The organism is Blautia sp. LMAG:89, assembly GCF_008679485.1.
Lineage (GTDB): Bacteria > Bacillota > Clostridia > Lachnospirales > Lachnospiraceae > Blautia_A > Blautia_A fusiformis.
The window spans coordinates 565604-583051 of the sequence record NZ_NANC01000003.1; the positions used below are offsets into that span (position 1 = coordinate 565604).

The following is a 17448-nucleotide window of genomic DNA, read 5'->3' on the forward strand; positions in this document are numbered from 1 at the left end:
TAATTCTGATAAATGGAGGATTCTTTAGAGAAAAAAACGTTTTATGATCTTTGTAGTGTTTCCAGTCTTTTTGAATCAAGGATTGTTATTTTGCCGCGAGAGAGTCTGACGAGTCCTTCGCCTTGAAAGTATCGAAGCATTCGAGTGATAACTTCCCTGTGGGAACCAAGATGGTTTGCGATAGTTTCGTGAGTGATTTTCAGTTCATTTGTTCCTTCAATGGATGTTTCTTCTAAAAGAAATGAAGCAACACGCTTATCCAAACTCTTCCACATAATCTGTTCAATCAGCCACATGACATCAGAAAAACGGGTAGCCATTAACTCATTGGTATAGTTTGCGACAGGAGCAGATTCTTTCATGATGCCCTTATAGATTTCAGCAGGGATGATCCAAAGATCCGTATCTTTTTCTGCTTCAATGGTTACTTCAAATTGAATAGACCGCATGATACATGAGGCGGATAAAAGACACATATCCATATCGAACAGACGGTAAAGTGTAATCTCCCGTCCTTCATCTGAAAGTATGTAAGTTCGAAGCTGCCCGGATTTAACCAGTAATAATCCAGTACAGTCCAGGTTTCCATTGTGAATGATCGTTCCTTTTTTTACATCCCGTGTGATTAAATTGTCTGAAATTAGTTTTTTCTGTGCTGTATTTAAGTCATTCCATAGTGGAAAATAATTTTCGAAGCTCATAGCAGTCATCTCCTTTACGAACATAGTATACTTGCTTTTTTTAGATGCGTCAATTATATAACTGGCATATGCCATAAATAGAAATAAAAAGAAGTGTAATAAAGTAAATTATCTTTTCTGTGATATCATCACGGAAGCAAGCACTTATTTGGGGTATATTAAGTTCAAATAGGAGAAGGAGTTGAAAAATATGACATCTATAAATATAAATAAAGAAAAGTTTGGACAATTAATTCATAAGGAAAAACCGGTTTTGGTTGATTTCTGGGCACCTTGGTGTGGTTATTGCCGTAGAATTGGAGCAGCTTATGAAAAAATAAGTGAAGAATACAGCGATATTCTTGTTGCTGGAAAAGTAAATATTGATGAAGAACCACAGATTGCAGAAGCTGAAAAGATTGAGGTGATTCCTACGCTGGTTTTATATCGAAATGGAAAGGCAATAGATTCTATTGTTGCACCTGAATCAAAAATAATGATAGAGAATTTTATTAATGAAGCATTGGAAAAATAAAAGGAGGACTGCTGTATGAATGAAAATCATGTTTACGATATGATTATCGTGGGGGGAGGACCTGGAGGGTATACTTCAGCATTATACGCAGCCAGAGCAGGATTTGATACCATTGTTTTAGAAAAATTATCTGCAGGTGGTCAGATGTCATTGACCTGGCAGATTGATAACTATCCTGGTTTTGAAAATGGAATTGACGGATTTTCATTGGCAGAGAAAATGCAAAAACAGGCGGAAAAATTTGGCGCTAAAAGTGAATATGCTGAAGTTTTTAATATGGATTTAACAGGAAAGCTTAAGAGAGTAGAAACTAGTTCGGGAATTTATATTGGGAAAACAGTAGTGATTGCTACTGGAGCAAATCCAAGAGAACTTGGTCTCGCTAAAGAAAAAGAATTGATAGGTCATGGGGTTGCTTATTGTGCCTCCTGTGATGGTATGTTTTATAAAGATAAGATCGTGGTGGTTGTTGGTGGTGGAAATTCTGCTGTATCAGATGCTGTTCTTTTAAGTCGAATTGCTAAGAAAGTCATCATTGTTCATCGAAGAGATACATTACGTGCAACGAAAATCTACCATGACCAGCTGATGAAAACTGAAAATATAGAGTTTCGATGGAACAATACAGTAAATGAACTGATTTATGGAGAACGATTGACTGGTGTGCGGTTGAAAGATACAGTTACAGGAGAAGAAAACATTATAGAATGTGACGGCCTGTTTGTGAGTATAGGAAGAAAACCGACAACAGATTTTTTAGATAATCAGATAGAACTGGATAATAAAGGATATATTGTGGCAGGTGAAAACACTGAAACGAGTATTCCGGGTGTTTATGCTGTAGGAGATGTCAGAACAAAGTTACTTCGTCAGATAGTAACAGCAGTGGCAGATGGTGCTATGGCAGTACATATGGCAGAAGAGTATGTGGAGAAATAATAATCAGAATTTGAATGGTGAACTTTTCATACTGAAATATGTACAATTTCAATAATGACATGAACTTATGGGAATGTATTGCGGATACTTTGTGAACTTTATCCTGATACAATGATTATGCTGATGAAAGAAGGCATCGCCTGGAGATGAAGGCGAAAGCTGAAATAGAAGATACCAAAAATCTATATGACTATTGGGGTGAAAGATTATATTGTTCAGTGCTTGATGACAGCAGGATTATCATTAATCTTGCATCAAAAGAATACTCGAAATGTATAGAAAAATATTTATCAGATAAAGACAAATATATTACGGTTACGTTTTGTGAACAATCAGGGGATAAACTGGTAACAAAAGGTACATATGCTAAGATGGCTCGTGGTGAGATGGTCAGATATATGGCAGAAAAAGAAATTGAAAATCCTGCAGACGTACAAACGTTTGACAGACTTGGATACAATTTTAGAAGAGATTTATCATCTGAAATAGAATATGTTTTTGAACGAAAAATTATGGAATAAGATTGTGCGAAAAAGGGACATTTACAAAGTGCTATTATTTCAATAATAGTAATTATTACTAATTTTATATTGACATTTTAAAACTTCTGATATATACTTCTAATTAAGAATAAATCCTAATAAGGAGGGCAAATGACTAACAGAAGAAATACAATTCAGAAAGATCTTGTGAAAAATGCTGTATATGAAATGAAAAGGCATGTTACAGCAAATGAAGTATATGAATTTCTAAAAAAAGAATATCCTACCATTGGAAAAGGAACAGTATATAGAAATCTTGATATACTGTCAGAAGAAGGTGCTCTGAGAAAGGTTGAAGTGCCAGATGGAGCAAATCGGTTCGATATCACATTGAAAAATCATTATCATGTGAGATGTATAAAATGTGGTGAGGTATCGGATGTAGATATGGAGGAAATACCGGATTTAATGAAAAGAATTCATGATACGCATGGAATTGATTTTTTGGAATATGATATTTCCTTTAAAGGCATTTGTCCGAGATGCAGGGAGAAGATGAAGGAGGAGCAGAATGGATAAAAAAGCGATGTATAAGCTGAGTTACGGATTATTTGTACTGACTGCAGAGAAGCCCAAGAGGATAATGGCTGTATCATTAACACTGCAATCCAGGCGGCATCAGAACCTAATCAATTAAGTATCTGTGTAAATAAAGCAAATTATACACATGAAATGATCCAAAGAACCGGAAAATTCACAGTGTCAGTATTAAGCCAGAGTGCCCAGTTTGAATTATTTAAACATTTTGGTTTTCAATCCGGGCGGGATATGAATAAGTTTGAAAAATTTGAAAAATGTGCAAGGGGCGAAAATGGAATTTACTATATCACAGAAGGAACAAATGCGTATATTTCTGTAAGTGTTAATAAAACAGAAGATTTGGGTTCCCATACGATGTTTATTGGTGAAATAACAGACATGGAAGTCTTAAGTGATATCCCTTCTGTAACATACGAGTACTATCAGAATCACATAAAACCTAAGCCACAGGCAGTAGGAAAAACAGAAGATGGTCAGACAATATGGCGTTGCAGGATCTGTGGATATGAGTATGTAGGAGAAGAATTACCGGATGATTTTGTATGTCCTTTGTGCAAACATCCGGCATCAGATTTTGAAAAAGTGATAAAGAAAGCGGAGGTAAGGAAGGATGTCAAGTATGTGATATAACGGATGACCTTCTTTTTTTACAGAATAAAAAATGCACAAATTGTAGGGAGATGAATACTATGAGAGGGCTTAGCCGAAAATTATATCTTGATCTTTCTGTTCCAACCGAAGAGGATCAGCGTTCAGACCAGCAGCGCATTCTGGAAGCTTTATCCGCGGAGGGCGTGAAAGAGGAGGTTCATATTCCGGTTCGCATGTTGAGACAACTATATCCATTACTTGATCGTGCAGGTTGGAAAATAACCGTTTCGCTTTCCTGGAATGGAGAAAAATGGGAGCTGGTTGATATAGAAAGCGGAGATACAGCCAGACAGCATTATGGGCTGGCTGTGGATCTTGGAAGTACAACGGTAGTGGTGAGACTTTTAGATTGTAATAGTGGTGAGATATTGGGAGAAGAGAGCTGCTTTAATAAACAGATTCAGTGGGGAACCGATATTTTATCACGTATTTTTTTCTGCAAAGATGACAGGAAAAAACTGGAAGAGATACGGCTTGCTACAGTTGAGTCTATTATAGAGTGCATGGATAAGCTGGATGTAAAGCATCCGGTGTCACGAAAATGTCTGTCTATGGTAGTAGCAGGCAATACCACCATGATCCACTTTCTTTTGGGAATAGATGCTTTCTGTGTCTTTTATACGCCACATGCTGTTCATGCAGACCGTCCGGGATTCCAGCCGGCAAAAGATCTGGACATTCCGCTGAATGGTTATGTATATTGTTATCCGGCGAAGTCTAATTATCTGGGTGGTGACATCATCAGTGGAATGATTGAAACGGAATTATATAAAAAGGATGGAATCAGTGTTTTCTTTGACATTGGAACCAACGGTGAACTTGTGATAGGAAATAAAGATTTTCTTCTTTGCGGCGCCGGTGCGGCGGGGCCTGCATTGGAAGGCGGTGTAGTACACACCGGGATGAGGGCAGATGCCGGAGCAGTGGACAGCGTGAGGATAAGAGGTGGAAAAATCCATGTTCATGTAATTGGTAACTCTTCAGGAAAAATTAGCCCTAAGGGTATCTGCGGTTCCGGTATTGTCGATCTGATTGCGGAACTTTTTTTAGAAGGCTGGATAGATATTCGTGGTAAGTTTTCTCCTGAAAAAACGAATCTTATTCAGAAACGAGAAGGTCAGCTTTGCATAGAATATGCTCCGGGTCTGTATTTTTATCAGAAAGATATCGACGAATTTATTCTTACCAAAGCCGCAGCACATATAATGGTTGAGATCATGCTCCGGGAATCTGGACTTGAACTGAATCAGGCAGATCGATTTTATGTAGCCGGCTCTTTTGGAAAATATGTATCTGTGGAATCAGCCATTACCATTGGGATGTATCCTGACATGGAACGGGAGAAGATGATCAATGCTGGAAATTCTTCGCTGGAAGGAGCACAAAAGCTTTTGCTGAACAAAGAACTTCTTGCAGATATTGATCAGATACTGGAAGAAATGACTTATATACAATTTGCGGAAGTGGATGATTTTCTGGAACAGATGGTAGCTGCCCAGGCCTTACCTCACACAGATTATAAAAAATATCCAACGGTCATGGAAAAATTAAAGAAAAGACAAAACATATGCTTTTATTGATCCGAGGTTGAGAAATCTGTCATGGTAAGCATATTCCAGATTTCTCAGAAAACAGAACAAAGGAGGAGACAAGATCAAAAATGAAATTTGATGTGCTGGGGTTATTAGCAGCCTGCTCATATGCATTGGACTGTGTAGAGGCAGAGCTGATTAAAGTAACAAACAATCATTCTAAACGTGTGGCATATATGGCGGTTTGTACTGCTGAAAAAAATGGGTATACAGGGTCAAAGCCTGCAGGATCTGGCAGAGTGTGCATTGCTGCACGACAATGCAGTGGCACAATATATTCAGGAAGAGCTTCAAAATGACGCTTTACGTAACGGGGTGACGAAGCTGGGAAGGCATTGTACCATAGGAGAAAAAATTCTGAAAAATATACCGTTTCATAATGATGTATCTAATGTCATACTGTACCCCCCCCATGAAAACGCTGATGGAAGTGAACCTTTTGGAAAACAATGGAATGAAGTACCGTTTTTTGCAAGGATTATCCATATGTGTGATACGATAGATATATTTTGCCGATCTATGAAATCAGATTCGGATGAGTGGAAAAGAACAGAAGAATTTGTAATAAAGTCAAAAGATAAATTGTTTGATTCCTTCTGCGTGGAAGTTTTTTTTAATGCTTTTTCAGATGAAAAAATTCATATGATTGATAATGAAACCCTGGATACGATGTTGTGGAAGAAAGTACCCAGAATAAAGCTGGAACTTAATTTTGCACAGATTAAAGCTATTGCAGATCTTTTTGCCCATATTGTGGACTATAAATCACCCTTTACAAGTAACCACTCAATGGGTGTTGCGGAAGGTGCGGAAAAAATATCAAGGTTCATGGGATTTGATGAGGATATCTGTCAGAAAATGTATATTGCCGGAGCTTTACATGACATAGGAAAGGTCGCAATCGGGAATGAGATTCTGGAAAAACCAGAAAAATTAACCGATGAAGAATTTAAAACGATGAAACATCATGCAGTATTATGACTGCCAGAATGGAAAGCCAGAAATAATCCATTCGGATTTGATAATATCGCTTTTCTTTCTTCATATTTTTGATGCTCTCCCCTAATAATAAAATATAGAGTACTTAAAACAAGTTCATTTAAACCATTTTACCATGTTTTGTACTTAAAATGTACTTGTATTATAAACTTATTTTGTACTTATCAAATGGAGAGGAAGCCATATGGAAAAAGATAAACATCTTGGTCTTCGGATTGATTCTGAGACGCACGGAAAACTGAAAAGTCTTGCTGAATTTGAGGGGCGTTCTATCAATGGAGAAGTGCTGTATCTGATTCGTCAGGCAATTGCTCAACATGAGAAAGATCATGGCACATTAAATAAATAGAAAGATCATACATCGGGCTGGTGAGTTCCGGTGTATTTTTATGTCAATTTAAAAAGTATCAAATGATGATACTTTTATAGGAATCAGTGATACTTTACGGCAGGTATTTGAGATACCCCTGATACTTTGAACTGTTATACTGATTATGCTGGAAATAAAAGAACAGCAGGAAAACTTCATATGATTATTAGAAAAGCTCTTTCGGGTTAGCACCCCGGAGGGGCTTTTTTTGTTGCCCTGAAATTTGGATTTCCGGCCAATAAGCCACAGGTCTGCCTGATCTGGTGGCCTGAAAGGAAATCAGTACGCATGATCAGAGGCATCAGAAGGAGCCGGTCCCCTCCGCTCTTGAATTTGGAACACGAAACAGATTTCAAATTCAGGAGGAACGGACGATGTATGTAGAGCATCCATATAAATTCAATGACAAATTTTATGCAAAAGTTGATGGGAAATTTTATGAAATAACCAGAGAGGTAGCCAAGGCAATGCTTTCCGCTTACCGTAATGAAGTTTACAGAAGTAAAAAGTGGCAGCCGGAAGACCCGGAAACCATGACAAGAAAAACAAAGTGGACAGAGCTTCTGGACTGTGTTTTCAGTGAGAATACAGATGGAATCGGAGTGCAGGATTTACCGGATGAGTGCTAGCGGAGCGTAGAAGATCTGGTAATTCTGCAGGCTGAATCTGCAGAATTGCATCAGAATATCGCAAAGCTGTCAGAACATGAACAGTTTATTATCAAGTCCATCTACTTTGATGGTATGAAGCAGGTAGAACTGGCGAAAAAACTGGGAATTTCAAAGGTTCGTATGTCTCAGAAGGTCAGTGCAATCTTAAAGAAAATGCGGAAAATGTATGAAATAGGTTAAAGAGTGAGAACGGCACTCTTAACTTTTTCATGATTTTTGTATTTAGAAATAAAATCAAAACAGATAGAAAGAGAGTGAAAATATGGCAGAAAAAAGATGTTATACGGTGAAGGATTTACAGGAAATGCTGGATGTCAGCAGATCAACGGTCTATAAGCTGTTGAGACAAAATGAGTTCCGCTGGATTCAGTTAGAAGGCGGTGGCTACCGCATTTCCAAGAAGAGTTTTGACGAGTGGTTGGATAAGGGAAATGCTTCTGTGACATCCTAAATTATTTGCGTATTGTGAGATATGATTTAAGAAAAATGAATGGGAGGAGCGTGAAACATGGCAGTGATACAAAGAGTTGGATCACCGGCAAAACCCCGAAAGTGGATGAGTGTCCACGAGATGGGGGATATGTTGGGATTAAAGAAGACAGATCGTTACTGGCTAGTTCATAAAAACTATTTTCGGACAGAAACATTGCTTGGAAAGATGAGGGTTGAAATTGCCAGTTTTGAAAAGTGGTATGCCAATCAGGACTGGTATCACAAAGTCAATGGGGAAGCACCGGGAAAAGAGTTGAGGCTCAGATCTTATTCCCCAAAAGAAATACAGGAAATGCTGGGGACGGACAACGCAACGGTATATGAGATATTGAAGAAAAACAATATTGAGACAGTTACCGTGAATGAAAGATTGCGAGTGCCGACGGATGCTTTCTGGGACTGGTATCACAGCCAGTCCAGATACCGTACACAGGAAGATCGTAAGAAAGATGCAGCTGCAGAGGCAGCCAGTCTCAGTATGCCGTAAATGGCCCGGCTGCTTGATGTTCCAAGAAGTACCGTATATGGAATCCTGAGCAGTAAAAAATATGCCCCATTGCTGGACGTCATTGTAATTGCCGGACGGAGAAGGGTGACAAGGGAGAGCTTTGAGCGATTCTTGCAGGCACAGGATACCTATGAGCTGTTTAATTTTGAATATGAAGAATTGGAACTGGAAGAAAAACGGGAATATGAGAATTATAAGCGAAGATGCCTTGCAGAAGCAGATCACAGCCAGGAGAAAAAGTGTCTGGAGTATCTGACAGTGCCGGAAGCGGCAGAACTGGCAGGAGTGGAGTCTGCAACCATAGCTTATTGGTACACCACAGGAAAAATCTCGGTCAGAAAAACAGGAAAGATTATTCGTATTCCAAGAGAAGCATTTGAACAGTGGTTATTGAAGCGGAAGGAAAAGGGGGTGGTATAGCATGGCTTCGATACAGAAGAAAAATAACAAATATTGTGTCGTATATTACTGTAAAGATACAGATGGAAAGCGGAAACAGAAGTGGGAAACGTATGATACAAAGAACGCAGCTAAAATCAGAAAAGCAGAAATTGAACTGAAAGAGAAAAAAGGCGGTATTATCGTATCGAACTGTAAGACGTTGGAGGATCTGATAAATGAGTATGTAGAACTGTATGGAAAAGACAGGTGGGCATTGTCTACCTATGACGGGAATATGTCATTGCTGAAGAATTATATATTGCCTATCATTGGGAAAACTCCACTGACGGATATCAATACCAGATTTCTGGAGATTTACTATAAGACGCTGACAAAGACGCCATCCGTTCCAGACTTGAACGGAAATGTCAGAAGCGAGTTCGTATCTACCAGTGTAATCCGTGATGTACATAAGCTGCTGAAGAGTTGTTTTAATCAGGCTGTGAAGTGGGATATCATGGAGAAGAATCCAGCATTTAAAGCGACGGTACCAAAGCATAAATCAGAGAAACGGGTAATATGGGATGCAGAGACCGTTGCATATGCTCTGGATGTGTGTGAAAATGAGTGCCTGAAATTGTGTATGAACCTTGCCTTTGCCGGTTCTCTTCGAATAGGGGAACTACTGGGGCTTACCTGGGATTGCGTGGATATATCGGAAGAAGCTATCAAAGAAAACAGGGCGTATCTTTATGTAAATAAGGAAGTGCAGAGGGTCAGCAAAAAAGCGTTAGAGGAATTAGACCAGAAAGATGTGATCGTCATATTTCCAGAGGAGCGGAAAACGAATAGGACGATACGCATTATGAAAACACCAAAAACAGAAAGCAGTGTGCGGAAAGTGTTTTTACCCAGGAGCGTAGCTGAAGAACTGATTGCATGGAAAGCACAGCAGGAGGAGATAAAGGATATTTTGCAGGAAGAATACCAGGATTATGGCCTTATCCTTGCTACTGAATATGGACTTCCAAGGGGAGGTGCGTATATCAGAGATTCCCTGAATAAGCTGATCAAACAACATGATCTACCACAGATTGTGTTTCACAGCTTCCGGCATATGAGTGTTACCTATAAGCTTAAGCTGAACGGCGGTGATATAAAGGCGGTACAGGGGGATTCTGGTCATGCACAGGCAGATATGGTTACAGAAGTATATTCGCATATCATAGATGAAGACAGACGGCGCAATGCGACACTGTTGGAAGATTCCTTTTATAACAGGAAGAATCTGAATCCGCAAATCCATGATACAGAAAAGAGGACGATGATGGAAGTTCCAGAAGGAGTGGACGCAGAGTTGCTTGCAAAAGTTCTCAGCAATCCGGAAATGGCTGTGTTGCTGACATCATTAGCAAAATCAATGCAAGGGGAACATAATTAGGATAAAAGCAGACCGGTGGAGAGCAAAATCTCTGCCGGTTTTATTTATGAGATCAAATCAGAGCATGTGAGAAAAAAGAGGTAAAATAGTGGTCAAAGCATCTTGCGTAAATGGCGGTATCTGATGTATAATTTAGAAGAAATCTGACAAAGAAAATAGTGTATCACACATTTCATTTCCCGCTTTTAAATGGGCAGGATAGTTGGATTTTATGATTTGAAAAATTATAGATGGAGCTGGCGCTTTATATTAGAAGCGTACAATCATTTTCTCAGAAAATGTAAAAATCCGGAATAATTTTCAATGATCTTATATGAACAGAAATAGTCCGGGAAGGCGCTTTTTTACTGGACCTATAAATGAATAGGTTGTCTCTGTTGGACTAGTCTGAACCTGCATAAAAGTTGCTCCAAAGAGTGTGCTACTCGTTCCACCAGCCCGGCAATGCTTCAAGGCGAGGGTGCCGTTTGGAATCTTTTGGAGTTTTTGAGCGATAACTTTGGATTCTTCTTTTTTCATGGTGTTCCTTTCTGTGTTTCTACTTGCGAGGGACAGGCGATTTTTACAAGCCACTCAATCATGTGGTGGAAATTTTGGGCCGGTTCGGTATCGGCAGCTCTATAATAGACCTCTTTTCCGTCCCGCCGGCTAACGATCAGACCTGCTGATTTCAACTGCTTGAGATGGTGAGAAACTGCAGGACTGCTCATATCTACCATGGCCGAAAGATTGATAACACATTCCTCACAGTGGCAAAGCAACCCAAAAATGCGAATACGGCTGCCATCCCCCAGCTGCTTGAAAATATCAGCTACGGTTTGAAAGCTTTCTACGCTGGGCATATGTTCCAGTTCCTGCTCGATAGTTTGTCCGTGGTCGTGGGGTAAGTGTTTCTGAATCATTTAGCATTCCTCCTTGAAGTCTATTTTACCATAGGCCGGAGGGAAAAGAAACTTTACTTCTGAGATGTTTCTGGTTTAGGACCAGCGTCATGGGTGTAATCCAAGATGCGGACACCATCGCCTACCTCTTTCTGCACCAGCTCCCGCATACGCTTAGCAAAAGGACAAGGGTAACCAATGGGAGTCCCTTTGCTGATGCAAGAAGCAAAAGCAATGGTGTCAGCGCCCTGTTCTACCAGAGAACGGGCCCGCAGCACCGCTTTTTTTCCAGGGCAGCCACCGCAGTTGATGAAGCCCACTAACTGAATATCATCCGCTCCCATAAAAGCGCCTTTTCTCTCTCGGATTGTCAGAAAATCCCGGCTTCCGGGGCAGTAATCCTCTGTCTGCATACAACGAATAATGCCAAGTTTCATATTGGTTTCCTCCTTGATTTATTCACGGCCGATCATTCAAATTTGGCCGCTCCATTGTTTATTATTATGTAACCAGCTTTTCCAACAGTTGGAGAGCTTCCTCCAGTTTTGGGTTGGGCTCGTCCGTATGCAGTCCCTCTCGGATACAGCCACGTATATGGGCCCGCAAAATCTCTTGATTCACTCGCTTCAAAAGAGCCTGAGTTGCCAACAGCTGATTGGAAATGTCCACGCAGTAGCGATCCTCTTCGATCATTCGCAAAATGCCGTCCAGCTGTCCCCTGGCAATCTTAATGGAATGGGTTATGTGAGCCTTATCAGCCTTCATGGGGGATAATCTCCGTGACTTCGTAGCCTGCCTCGGTAACTGCCGCTTTCAGGGTTTCGTTGGTAACGGACTCCGGGACCTCAACAGTGGCCTTTTTGTCCTCCAAACTTACCTGGACATGGGACTCACCAGAGATACCCTCCAGGGCATGGGTAACATGCTTGACGCAGTTCTGGCACATCATTCCTTCGATCATCAGTTCTTTTTTCATAGTAATTCCTCCATTCGATTGCTTTATTGTTGTTTGCTTGACGGAAATCTTCTGTACGGGAGATTCCGTAGTGACAGAAGTGCTAGTCTCTGCTGTGTTGTCGGAGACCGCTGAGCCATGCTTGGGTTTGAAGAACCGCAGGCGCAAGGCGTTGGACACTACAAACACCGAGCTGAAGCTCATAGCCAACGCCGCCACCATCGGATTCATCTTCAGATTGAAGGCTGTGTACCAGCATCCGGCGGCGATGGGAATGCCGATGATGTTGTAGAAGAAAGCCCAGAACAAGTTTTCTTTAATGTTGCGGATGGTGGCCTTAGAGAGTTCAATAGCTCCAGTCACATCCAAAAGATCATTGCGCATCAGTACGATGTCGGCAGACTCCATAGCCACATCAGTGCCAGCACCAATTGCGATGCCTACATCGGCGCGGGCCAGAGCAGGTGCATCGTTGATACCGTCACCTACCATGGCTACCTTCTTGCCGCTCGCCTGAAGGGAGCGCACCTCACGCTCCTTATCCTGAGGCAGTACCTCGGCTACCACACAGTCTACACCTACTTGTTTGCGAATGGCCTCGGCGGTCTTTTGATGGTCACCGGTAAGCATGACTACTTCAATACCCATGGTCTGAAGATCAGCAATGGCCTGCTTGCTGGTGGGCTTCACCACATCTGCCACTGCGACCATGCCGATGAGCTTACCCGCCGCAGCAAAGAACAGCGGTGTCTTGCCCTGATCCGCCATCTGATCTTGAAGCTGTTCCAGCGCCTCGTCGTGGATGCCCTCGGCATTCAGTAACTTTTGGTTGCCAGCCAGACAGGCGAGTCCTTTGATGCTTCCTTTGATGCCCTGACCAGGAATCTGTTCAAACTGCTCCACTGGAAGAAGCTGAGTGTCCTGCTTCTCGGCTTCAGCCACAATGGAACGGGCCAGAGGATGCTCCGAAAGTTTTTCCAGGGACGCGGCAATCTGAAGAAGCTGTTTTTCGGTAACTCCACTGTGGCATTTGAGATCGGTGACTACAGGTTTTCCCTGGGTGATGGTGCCGGTCTTATCCATGACAACCACATTTACACTGTGGGCAGTCTCCAGAGCTTCTGCGGATTTAATGAGGATGCCGTTAGATGCGCCTCGGCCGGTGCCTACCATGATGGCAGTAGGAGTCGCCAGTCCCAAAGCGCAGGGGCAGGAGACCACCAGTACCGATACCGCGATGGTCATGGCGAACTCGAAGGTCGCGCCGCAAATCAGCCACACCACCATAGCAAGCAGAGCGATACCGATGACTATCGGGACAAAGATTCCGGCCATCTTATCCGCCAACTTGGCGATAGGCGCTTTGGAGCTGGTGGCTTCGTCCACCAGTCGGATAATCTGAGAAAGTGCGGTCTCATCGCCCACTTTGTCAGCCCGCATCTTAAAGTAGCCGCTCTGATTGATGGTAGCGCCGATGACCTTATCACCGGCCTGCTTGTCCACAGGAATGCTCTCGCCGTAATGGCGCTCTCATCCACCGAGCCGCTGCCCTCAAGCAGCACGCCGTCCACAGGGACGCGCTCTCCGGCCTTGACGATCAGAATGTCGCCTTTCGCCACTTCTTCGGCGGGAATGACAGACTCCACACTGTCCCGGACTACTGTGGCTTTCTTTGGAGCCAGATTCATCAGTTTGTTGATTGCGTCAGAGGTACGGCCCTTGGCACGCGCCTCGAAGAATTTGCCCAGAGTAATGAGAGTGAGAATGGTGCCCGCTCCCTCGAAATAGAGGTCGTGAGCAAACTGATCTACCAGCGCCAAATTTCCGTGGCCAAAGCCCCAGGCAATTTTATAGAGGGCGTAGATTCCGTAGGCCAGGGAGGCACCGGAACCCAATGCGATTAGGGAATCCATGTTGGGCGATCCGTGGAACAGGGTCTTAAAACCCATACGATAGTATTTGTTGTTGATAATTGCTACTGGCAGAACCAGTAAAAACAGGGTCAGGGCGTAGATCATGGAGCTTTCCGTTTCCAGAAAGACACCCGGCAGCGGCCAGCCCAACATATGTCCCATTGAGATATAGAACAAAGGGATAGTGAATACAAAGGACCAGATTACTCGACGGCGCATCGCCTCATATTCCTTTTTCGCCGTGTCCACCGGGGAGACCGCCTGTGCAGCTGATTTTCCTTTGACCTGCTGTAGGGATGCGCCATAGCCCGCCTTTTCTACAGCGGCGATGATCTGCCCACTGTTTACATTTTTGTCGTCGTAAGTCACCACCATACTGTTTTTTAACAGATTGACATTGCACTCTTGCACGCCGGTCAGGTTGGATACGCTTTTTTGTACCCTGGCCTGGCAGGCCGCACAAGTCATGCCTGTGACATTGTACTTTTCCTGCATATTTGAAACCTCCTTTTCTGGAAAGCAGAATACCCATACGGGGTATCAGCCTTTCTGGTTCCCATTATAGTCCCGCAAGGCGGTTCTGTATTTCCCATTCAGAAGAATTTTTTGTCCCAAATGGAAGAGTTTCTGAAAATCAATCTGTCATAAACGCTGCAAGAGCATCCCTTCTAACTTCATGTGATATTGTTCCAGCACGTCTTTCAGTGTGATTTCCTGCATTCTTTGTTCCGCTGTTTTTTGAATGTCCAAGTAAAAATCCCGCAGCACCAGTTGGATATTTACACCCGCGCCACAGGTAGGATTGGTGTGGATGTCCCTTCACGCTGATCAGCAGCCCTCCCTTCCGTAAGGCGGGCGGGATATTTCGTGGTGTGATCTCCTTTTCAAATTTAATGTTATTTTTATAATAACAGCATATTGACAGTAACGTAAGAGGATGCTAAGATGATTTGAAGTAAGAATAAAAATAACACCCACTCGAAAGGAATGGTGACAATGAACTTTTATGATGATTTGGTCATGCAGACCCAGATGAATTATTCCAAGTACTATCATATCTATGCTTCCGGCAGTACGCCTTATCAGCTGACTGACCAAAAGCCGCTGCCGTATAGCGAACAGATCAATCGGTTGGTACAGGAGGTAAAGGAAGCTGACTGCGTGGTAGTGGGCGGAGCCTCCGGCTTGTCCGCTGCCGGTGGCGGAGATTTTTACTACGAGGACAACGACTCCTACCGGAAATACTTCCGGCCTTTTGCTGAGAAGTACCACTTTAAAGGTGCTTTTGCAGGGATGATGCACCCCTGGGAGACCCGGGAAGAGTATTGGGGGTATCTCGCCACCTTCCTTCACACCACCCAGACCGCACCTGTGCGTCATCCCTATCTGGATTTAGACGCTTTGCTGAAAGGCAAGGACTTCTTCATCCTCACCACCAACCAGGATACCCAGTTTGTCAAACTCTACCCGGAGGAGAAGGTGGCGGAAATCCAGGGAGATCACCGGTTCTTCCAGTGTGCCGCCTGCTGTACCGATGACACCTGGGATGCAGTAAAGCCAGTGGCTGGTATGGTGGCCGCTATGGGAGATGGCACGAAGATTCCCACGGATCTCATTCCCCGGTGCCCTCACTGCGGCGGCGAGGCATTCCCCTGGGTGCGAGGATATGGGAATTTCCTGCAAGGAAAGAAATACGAAGAACAGTACGAAAAAATTTCTCGCTATGTGCTGGAACATAAAGACAGTAAGATTCTATTCCTGGAGCTGGGTGTTGGTCGACTGACTCCCATGTTCATCCAGGAGCCTTTCTGGAACCTGACCCTCAGCTTTCCCCATGCTCGATATATTGCTATCAACGACAAATATGACTTCCTGCCCAAGCAGTTGGAGGACAAGGGTATGACCATTGTGGCCGACATTGCTCAAGCGCTACGGGATGCACGGGACACCATGGAAAGCAGAGATAACGATCAATGAGGGTTGGAAACCAAGCGGCGCTTTCAGGGAGACTTTAGCTGCTGCCAATGTAGCCAGCCATGCCGGGATGATATTTGGGAAAACCGCGAACTAGTGAAGGAACTGACGGGTTACTTGGTAGATGTTCGTCTGCCGGAGGAGGCTGTTCCTCGTTGCCAGGATTGCGGGCGGGTGCTGGTGCCCCTGGGTACGAGATGATACCTTCCTGGAGGGAACCTTCTGGCAGGATAACCTGCACCGCTACCATAGATTCCTGCGACGCTGGATAATGGATCAGACCGACAAAAAGTCCTGCTGTTGGAACTTGGCGTGGGTGAGATGACGCCCAGTATCATCAAACTGCCTTTCTGGGAACTTACTGCCAAAAACGAAAACGTCTTTTATGCATGTCTTAATCGAGAGGCATCTCATAGGCCAGAGCATCTGCGGGCACGAAGCCTGTATCTGCAAGGAGATTTGGCGGAAACTCTGCCTGCCCTCCGGCAGGAGCGATCCATCGCAGCAACCATAAAATAGAAAGGGACGAACGAATATGATTGATTGGAAACCTATTGCGGAAAAATTCAGAGAAGCGGACGCTATCCTGATCGGGGCCAGTAACGGCCTGTCCATCACCGAAGGACTGCATTTGTTTGCGGACAATGCGGCCTTTGAAAGACTGTTTGGGGATTTTAAACGGAAATACGGCCTTGAGTGCATTTTGCAGGGCATGATGGCTGGATGGCCCAGCGAGGAGGAAAAGTGGGCCTTCTGGACCCGGCTCATCCATCATTACTGCGGGCAGTACCAGCCTACGTCGGTGATGAACGATTTGAAGGCCATTGTGGGAGAGAAAGATTACTTTGTCGTCACATCAAACGGAGAAGGTCACTTTGAACTGTGTGGCTTTGATCCGACGAAAATCTATGAGATTGAGGGCAACTGGTTTACGATGCAGTGTGCCCGCCCCTGCCACGACACCCTCTATCCTAGTCTGGAGGTGGCCGAAAAATTATCGGCTGCCGAACAGGGCGGCCATGTGCCTGCTGAATTGGTGCCGCGCTGTCCAAAATGCGGCGGTCCCATGGACATCCACATGGGCGCAGGTCAGAGGATGATTCAGGATACCGCAGCCCAGGCACGGTTCCAAAACTTTCTGAAAACCTACCACGGGAAGAAACTGGTGGTTTTGGAGCTGGGCATTGGCTGGCGTAATCAGCTGATCAAGGCCCCAATGATGCGCCTGGTGGCCAGCGAGCCAAACGCCACTTATGTGACCATCAATCTGGGTGAGATCTACATTGTGGACAATATCAAAGAGAAGTCCTTCGGACTGGACGGGCGACTGGATGAGCTGCTGCCTGCTCTCCGGGAGGCGTGCGAGGCATGACGATTTCGGAGC

Annotated in this window: 19 protein-coding genes and 3 pseudogenes; 16 read left to right on the forward strand and 6 right to left on the reverse strand. The window is 43.6% G+C overall.

Features of this window, described 5'->3' with window-relative positions:
* Positions 1-41: 41 nt before the first annotated feature.
* Positions 42-725 (reverse strand): Crp/Fnr family transcriptional regulator, encoded by a 684-nt coding sequence (locus CCC70_RS02900; protein WP_044994845.1) that lies wholly within the window; start codon positions 723-725, stop codon positions 42-44.
* Positions 726-891: 166 nt separating this feature from the next.
* On the opposite strand from CCC70_RS02900, the gene CCC70_RS02905 reads away from it, so the two are divergent.
* From CCC70_RS02905 to CCC70_RS02970, 14 genes and pseudogenes are all read left to right on the forward strand, one after another.
* A complete protein-coding gene (locus CCC70_RS02905) occupies positions 892-1215 on the forward strand; it encodes a thioredoxin family protein (RefSeq protein WP_015524989.1) in 324 nt (107 codons plus the stop codon).
* 15 nt (positions 1216-1230) lie between these two features.
* Positions 1231-2154, forward strand: a complete 924-nt coding sequence (gene trxB / locus CCC70_RS02910) for a thioredoxin-disulfide reductase (RefSeq protein ID WP_005421617.1) — start codon at positions 1231-1233, stop codon at positions 2152-2154.
* A gap of 134 nt (positions 2155-2288) precedes the next feature.
* Positions 2289-2675 (forward strand): annotated as a pseudogene (locus CCC70_RS02915) (YaaA family protein); the annotation flags it as partial.
* A gap of 132 nt (positions 2676-2807) precedes the next feature.
* A complete protein-coding gene (locus CCC70_RS02920) occupies positions 2808-3215 on the forward strand; it encodes a Fur family transcriptional regulator (protein ID WP_117450067.1) in 408 nt (135 codons plus the stop codon).
* A pseudogene (locus CCC70_RS02925) lies at positions 3208-3866 on the forward strand (flavin reductase). Before CCC70_RS02920 ends, CCC70_RS02925 begins: the two are co-directional and overlap by 8 nt.
* 59 nt (positions 3867-3925) lie before the next feature.
* Entirely contained in the window at positions 3926-5467 is a 1542-nt protein-coding gene (locus CCC70_RS02930; RefSeq protein WP_106492201.1) for an ASKHA domain-containing protein, read from the forward strand.
* A 213-nt stretch (positions 5468-5680) separates the two neighbouring features.
* A complete protein-coding gene (locus CCC70_RS02935) occupies positions 5681-6460 on the forward strand; it encodes an HD-GYP domain-containing protein (protein ID WP_287084212.1) in 780 nt (259 codons plus the stop codon).
* Positions 6461-6662: 202 nt separating this feature from the next.
* The gene (locus CCC70_RS02940) at positions 6663-6827 is read left to right on the forward strand and encodes an Arc family DNA-binding protein (protein WP_118062271.1); all 165 of its coding nucleotides are present in this window, start codon (positions 6663-6665) and stop codon (positions 6825-6827) included.
* A 395-nt stretch (positions 6828-7222) separates the two neighbouring features.
* The gene (locus CCC70_RS02945) at positions 7223-7477 is read left to right on the forward strand and encodes a hypothetical protein (protein ID WP_270388912.1); all 255 of its coding nucleotides are present in this window, start codon (positions 7223-7225) and stop codon (positions 7475-7477) included.
* Between the two features lie 24 nt (positions 7478-7501).
* Complete coding sequence (locus CCC70_RS02950) at positions 7502-7699, forward strand: sigma-70 family RNA polymerase sigma factor (protein WP_270388933.1); 198 nt, start codon at positions 7502-7504, stop codon at positions 7697-7699.
* Positions 7700-7781: 82 nt separating this feature from the next.
* Complete coding sequence (locus CCC70_RS02955; RefSeq protein ID WP_055057014.1) at positions 7782-7970, forward strand: helix-turn-helix domain-containing protein; 189 nt, start codon at positions 7782-7784, stop codon at positions 7968-7970.
* Positions 7971-8027: 57 nt separating this feature from the next.
* Positions 8028-8498: a DNA-binding protein gene (locus tag CCC70_RS02960; protein ID WP_270388908.1), complete on the forward strand. Its 471-nt coding sequence runs from the start codon at positions 8028-8030 to the stop codon at positions 8496-8498.
* On the forward strand, positions 8499-8939 hold the full coding sequence (locus CCC70_RS02965) for a helix-turn-helix domain-containing protein (RefSeq protein ID WP_270388906.1): 441 nt from the start codon (positions 8499-8501) through the stop codon (positions 8937-8939).
* 1 nt (position 8940) lies between these two features.
* Positions 8941-10341, forward strand: coding sequence for a tyrosine-type recombinase/integrase (locus CCC70_RS02970; protein WP_287084213.1), 1401 nt, complete (start codon positions 8941-8943; stop codon positions 10339-10341).
* Positions 10342-10650: 309 nt separating this feature from the next.
* Here the strand turns inward: CCC70_RS02970 and CCC70_RS02975 are convergent, their stop codons facing one another.
* From CCC70_RS02975 to CCC70_RS02995, 5 genes and pseudogenes are all read right to left on the reverse strand, one after another.
* Positions 10651-10860: a hypothetical protein gene (locus tag CCC70_RS02975; RefSeq protein ID WP_270388902.1), complete on the reverse strand. Its 210-nt coding sequence runs from the start codon at positions 10858-10860 to the stop codon at positions 10651-10653.
* The gene (locus tag CCC70_RS02980) at positions 10857-11243 is read right to left on the reverse strand and encodes an ArsR/SmtB family transcription factor (protein WP_287084214.1); all 387 of its coding nucleotides are present in this window, start codon (positions 11241-11243) and stop codon (positions 10857-10859) included. Before CCC70_RS02980 ends, CCC70_RS02975 begins: the two co-directional genes overlap by 4 nt.
* 53 nt (positions 11244-11296) lie before the next feature.
* Positions 11297-11659 (reverse strand): CGGC domain-containing protein, encoded by a 363-nt coding sequence (locus CCC70_RS02985; RefSeq protein ID WP_278603615.1) that lies wholly within the window; start codon positions 11657-11659, stop codon positions 11297-11299.
* A gap of 64 nt (positions 11660-11723) precedes the next feature.
* Entirely contained in the window at positions 11724-11987 is a 264-nt protein-coding gene (locus tag CCC70_RS02990) for a metal-sensing transcriptional repressor (RefSeq protein WP_270388897.1), read from the reverse strand.
* Positions 11977-14585 (reverse strand): annotated as a pseudogene (locus CCC70_RS02995) (heavy metal translocating P-type ATPase). The gene CCC70_RS02990 and the pseudogene CCC70_RS02995 overlap by 11 nt, the downstream one beginning before the upstream one ends.
* A gap of 501 nt (positions 14586-15086) precedes the next feature.
* Between CCC70_RS02995 and CCC70_RS03000 the strand changes: the two are divergent.
* Positions 15087-16067, forward strand: a complete 981-nt coding sequence (locus tag CCC70_RS03000; RefSeq protein ID WP_270388896.1) for an NAD-dependent protein deacetylase — start codon at positions 15087-15089, stop codon at positions 16065-16067.
* 532 nt (positions 16068-16599) lie between these two features.
* Positions 16600-17436, forward strand: coding sequence for an NAD-dependent protein deacetylase, SIR2 family (locus CCC70_RS03005; protein WP_287084215.1), 837 nt, complete (start codon positions 16600-16602; stop codon positions 17434-17436).
* The last annotated feature ends 12 nt before the right edge of the window (positions 17437-17448 follow it).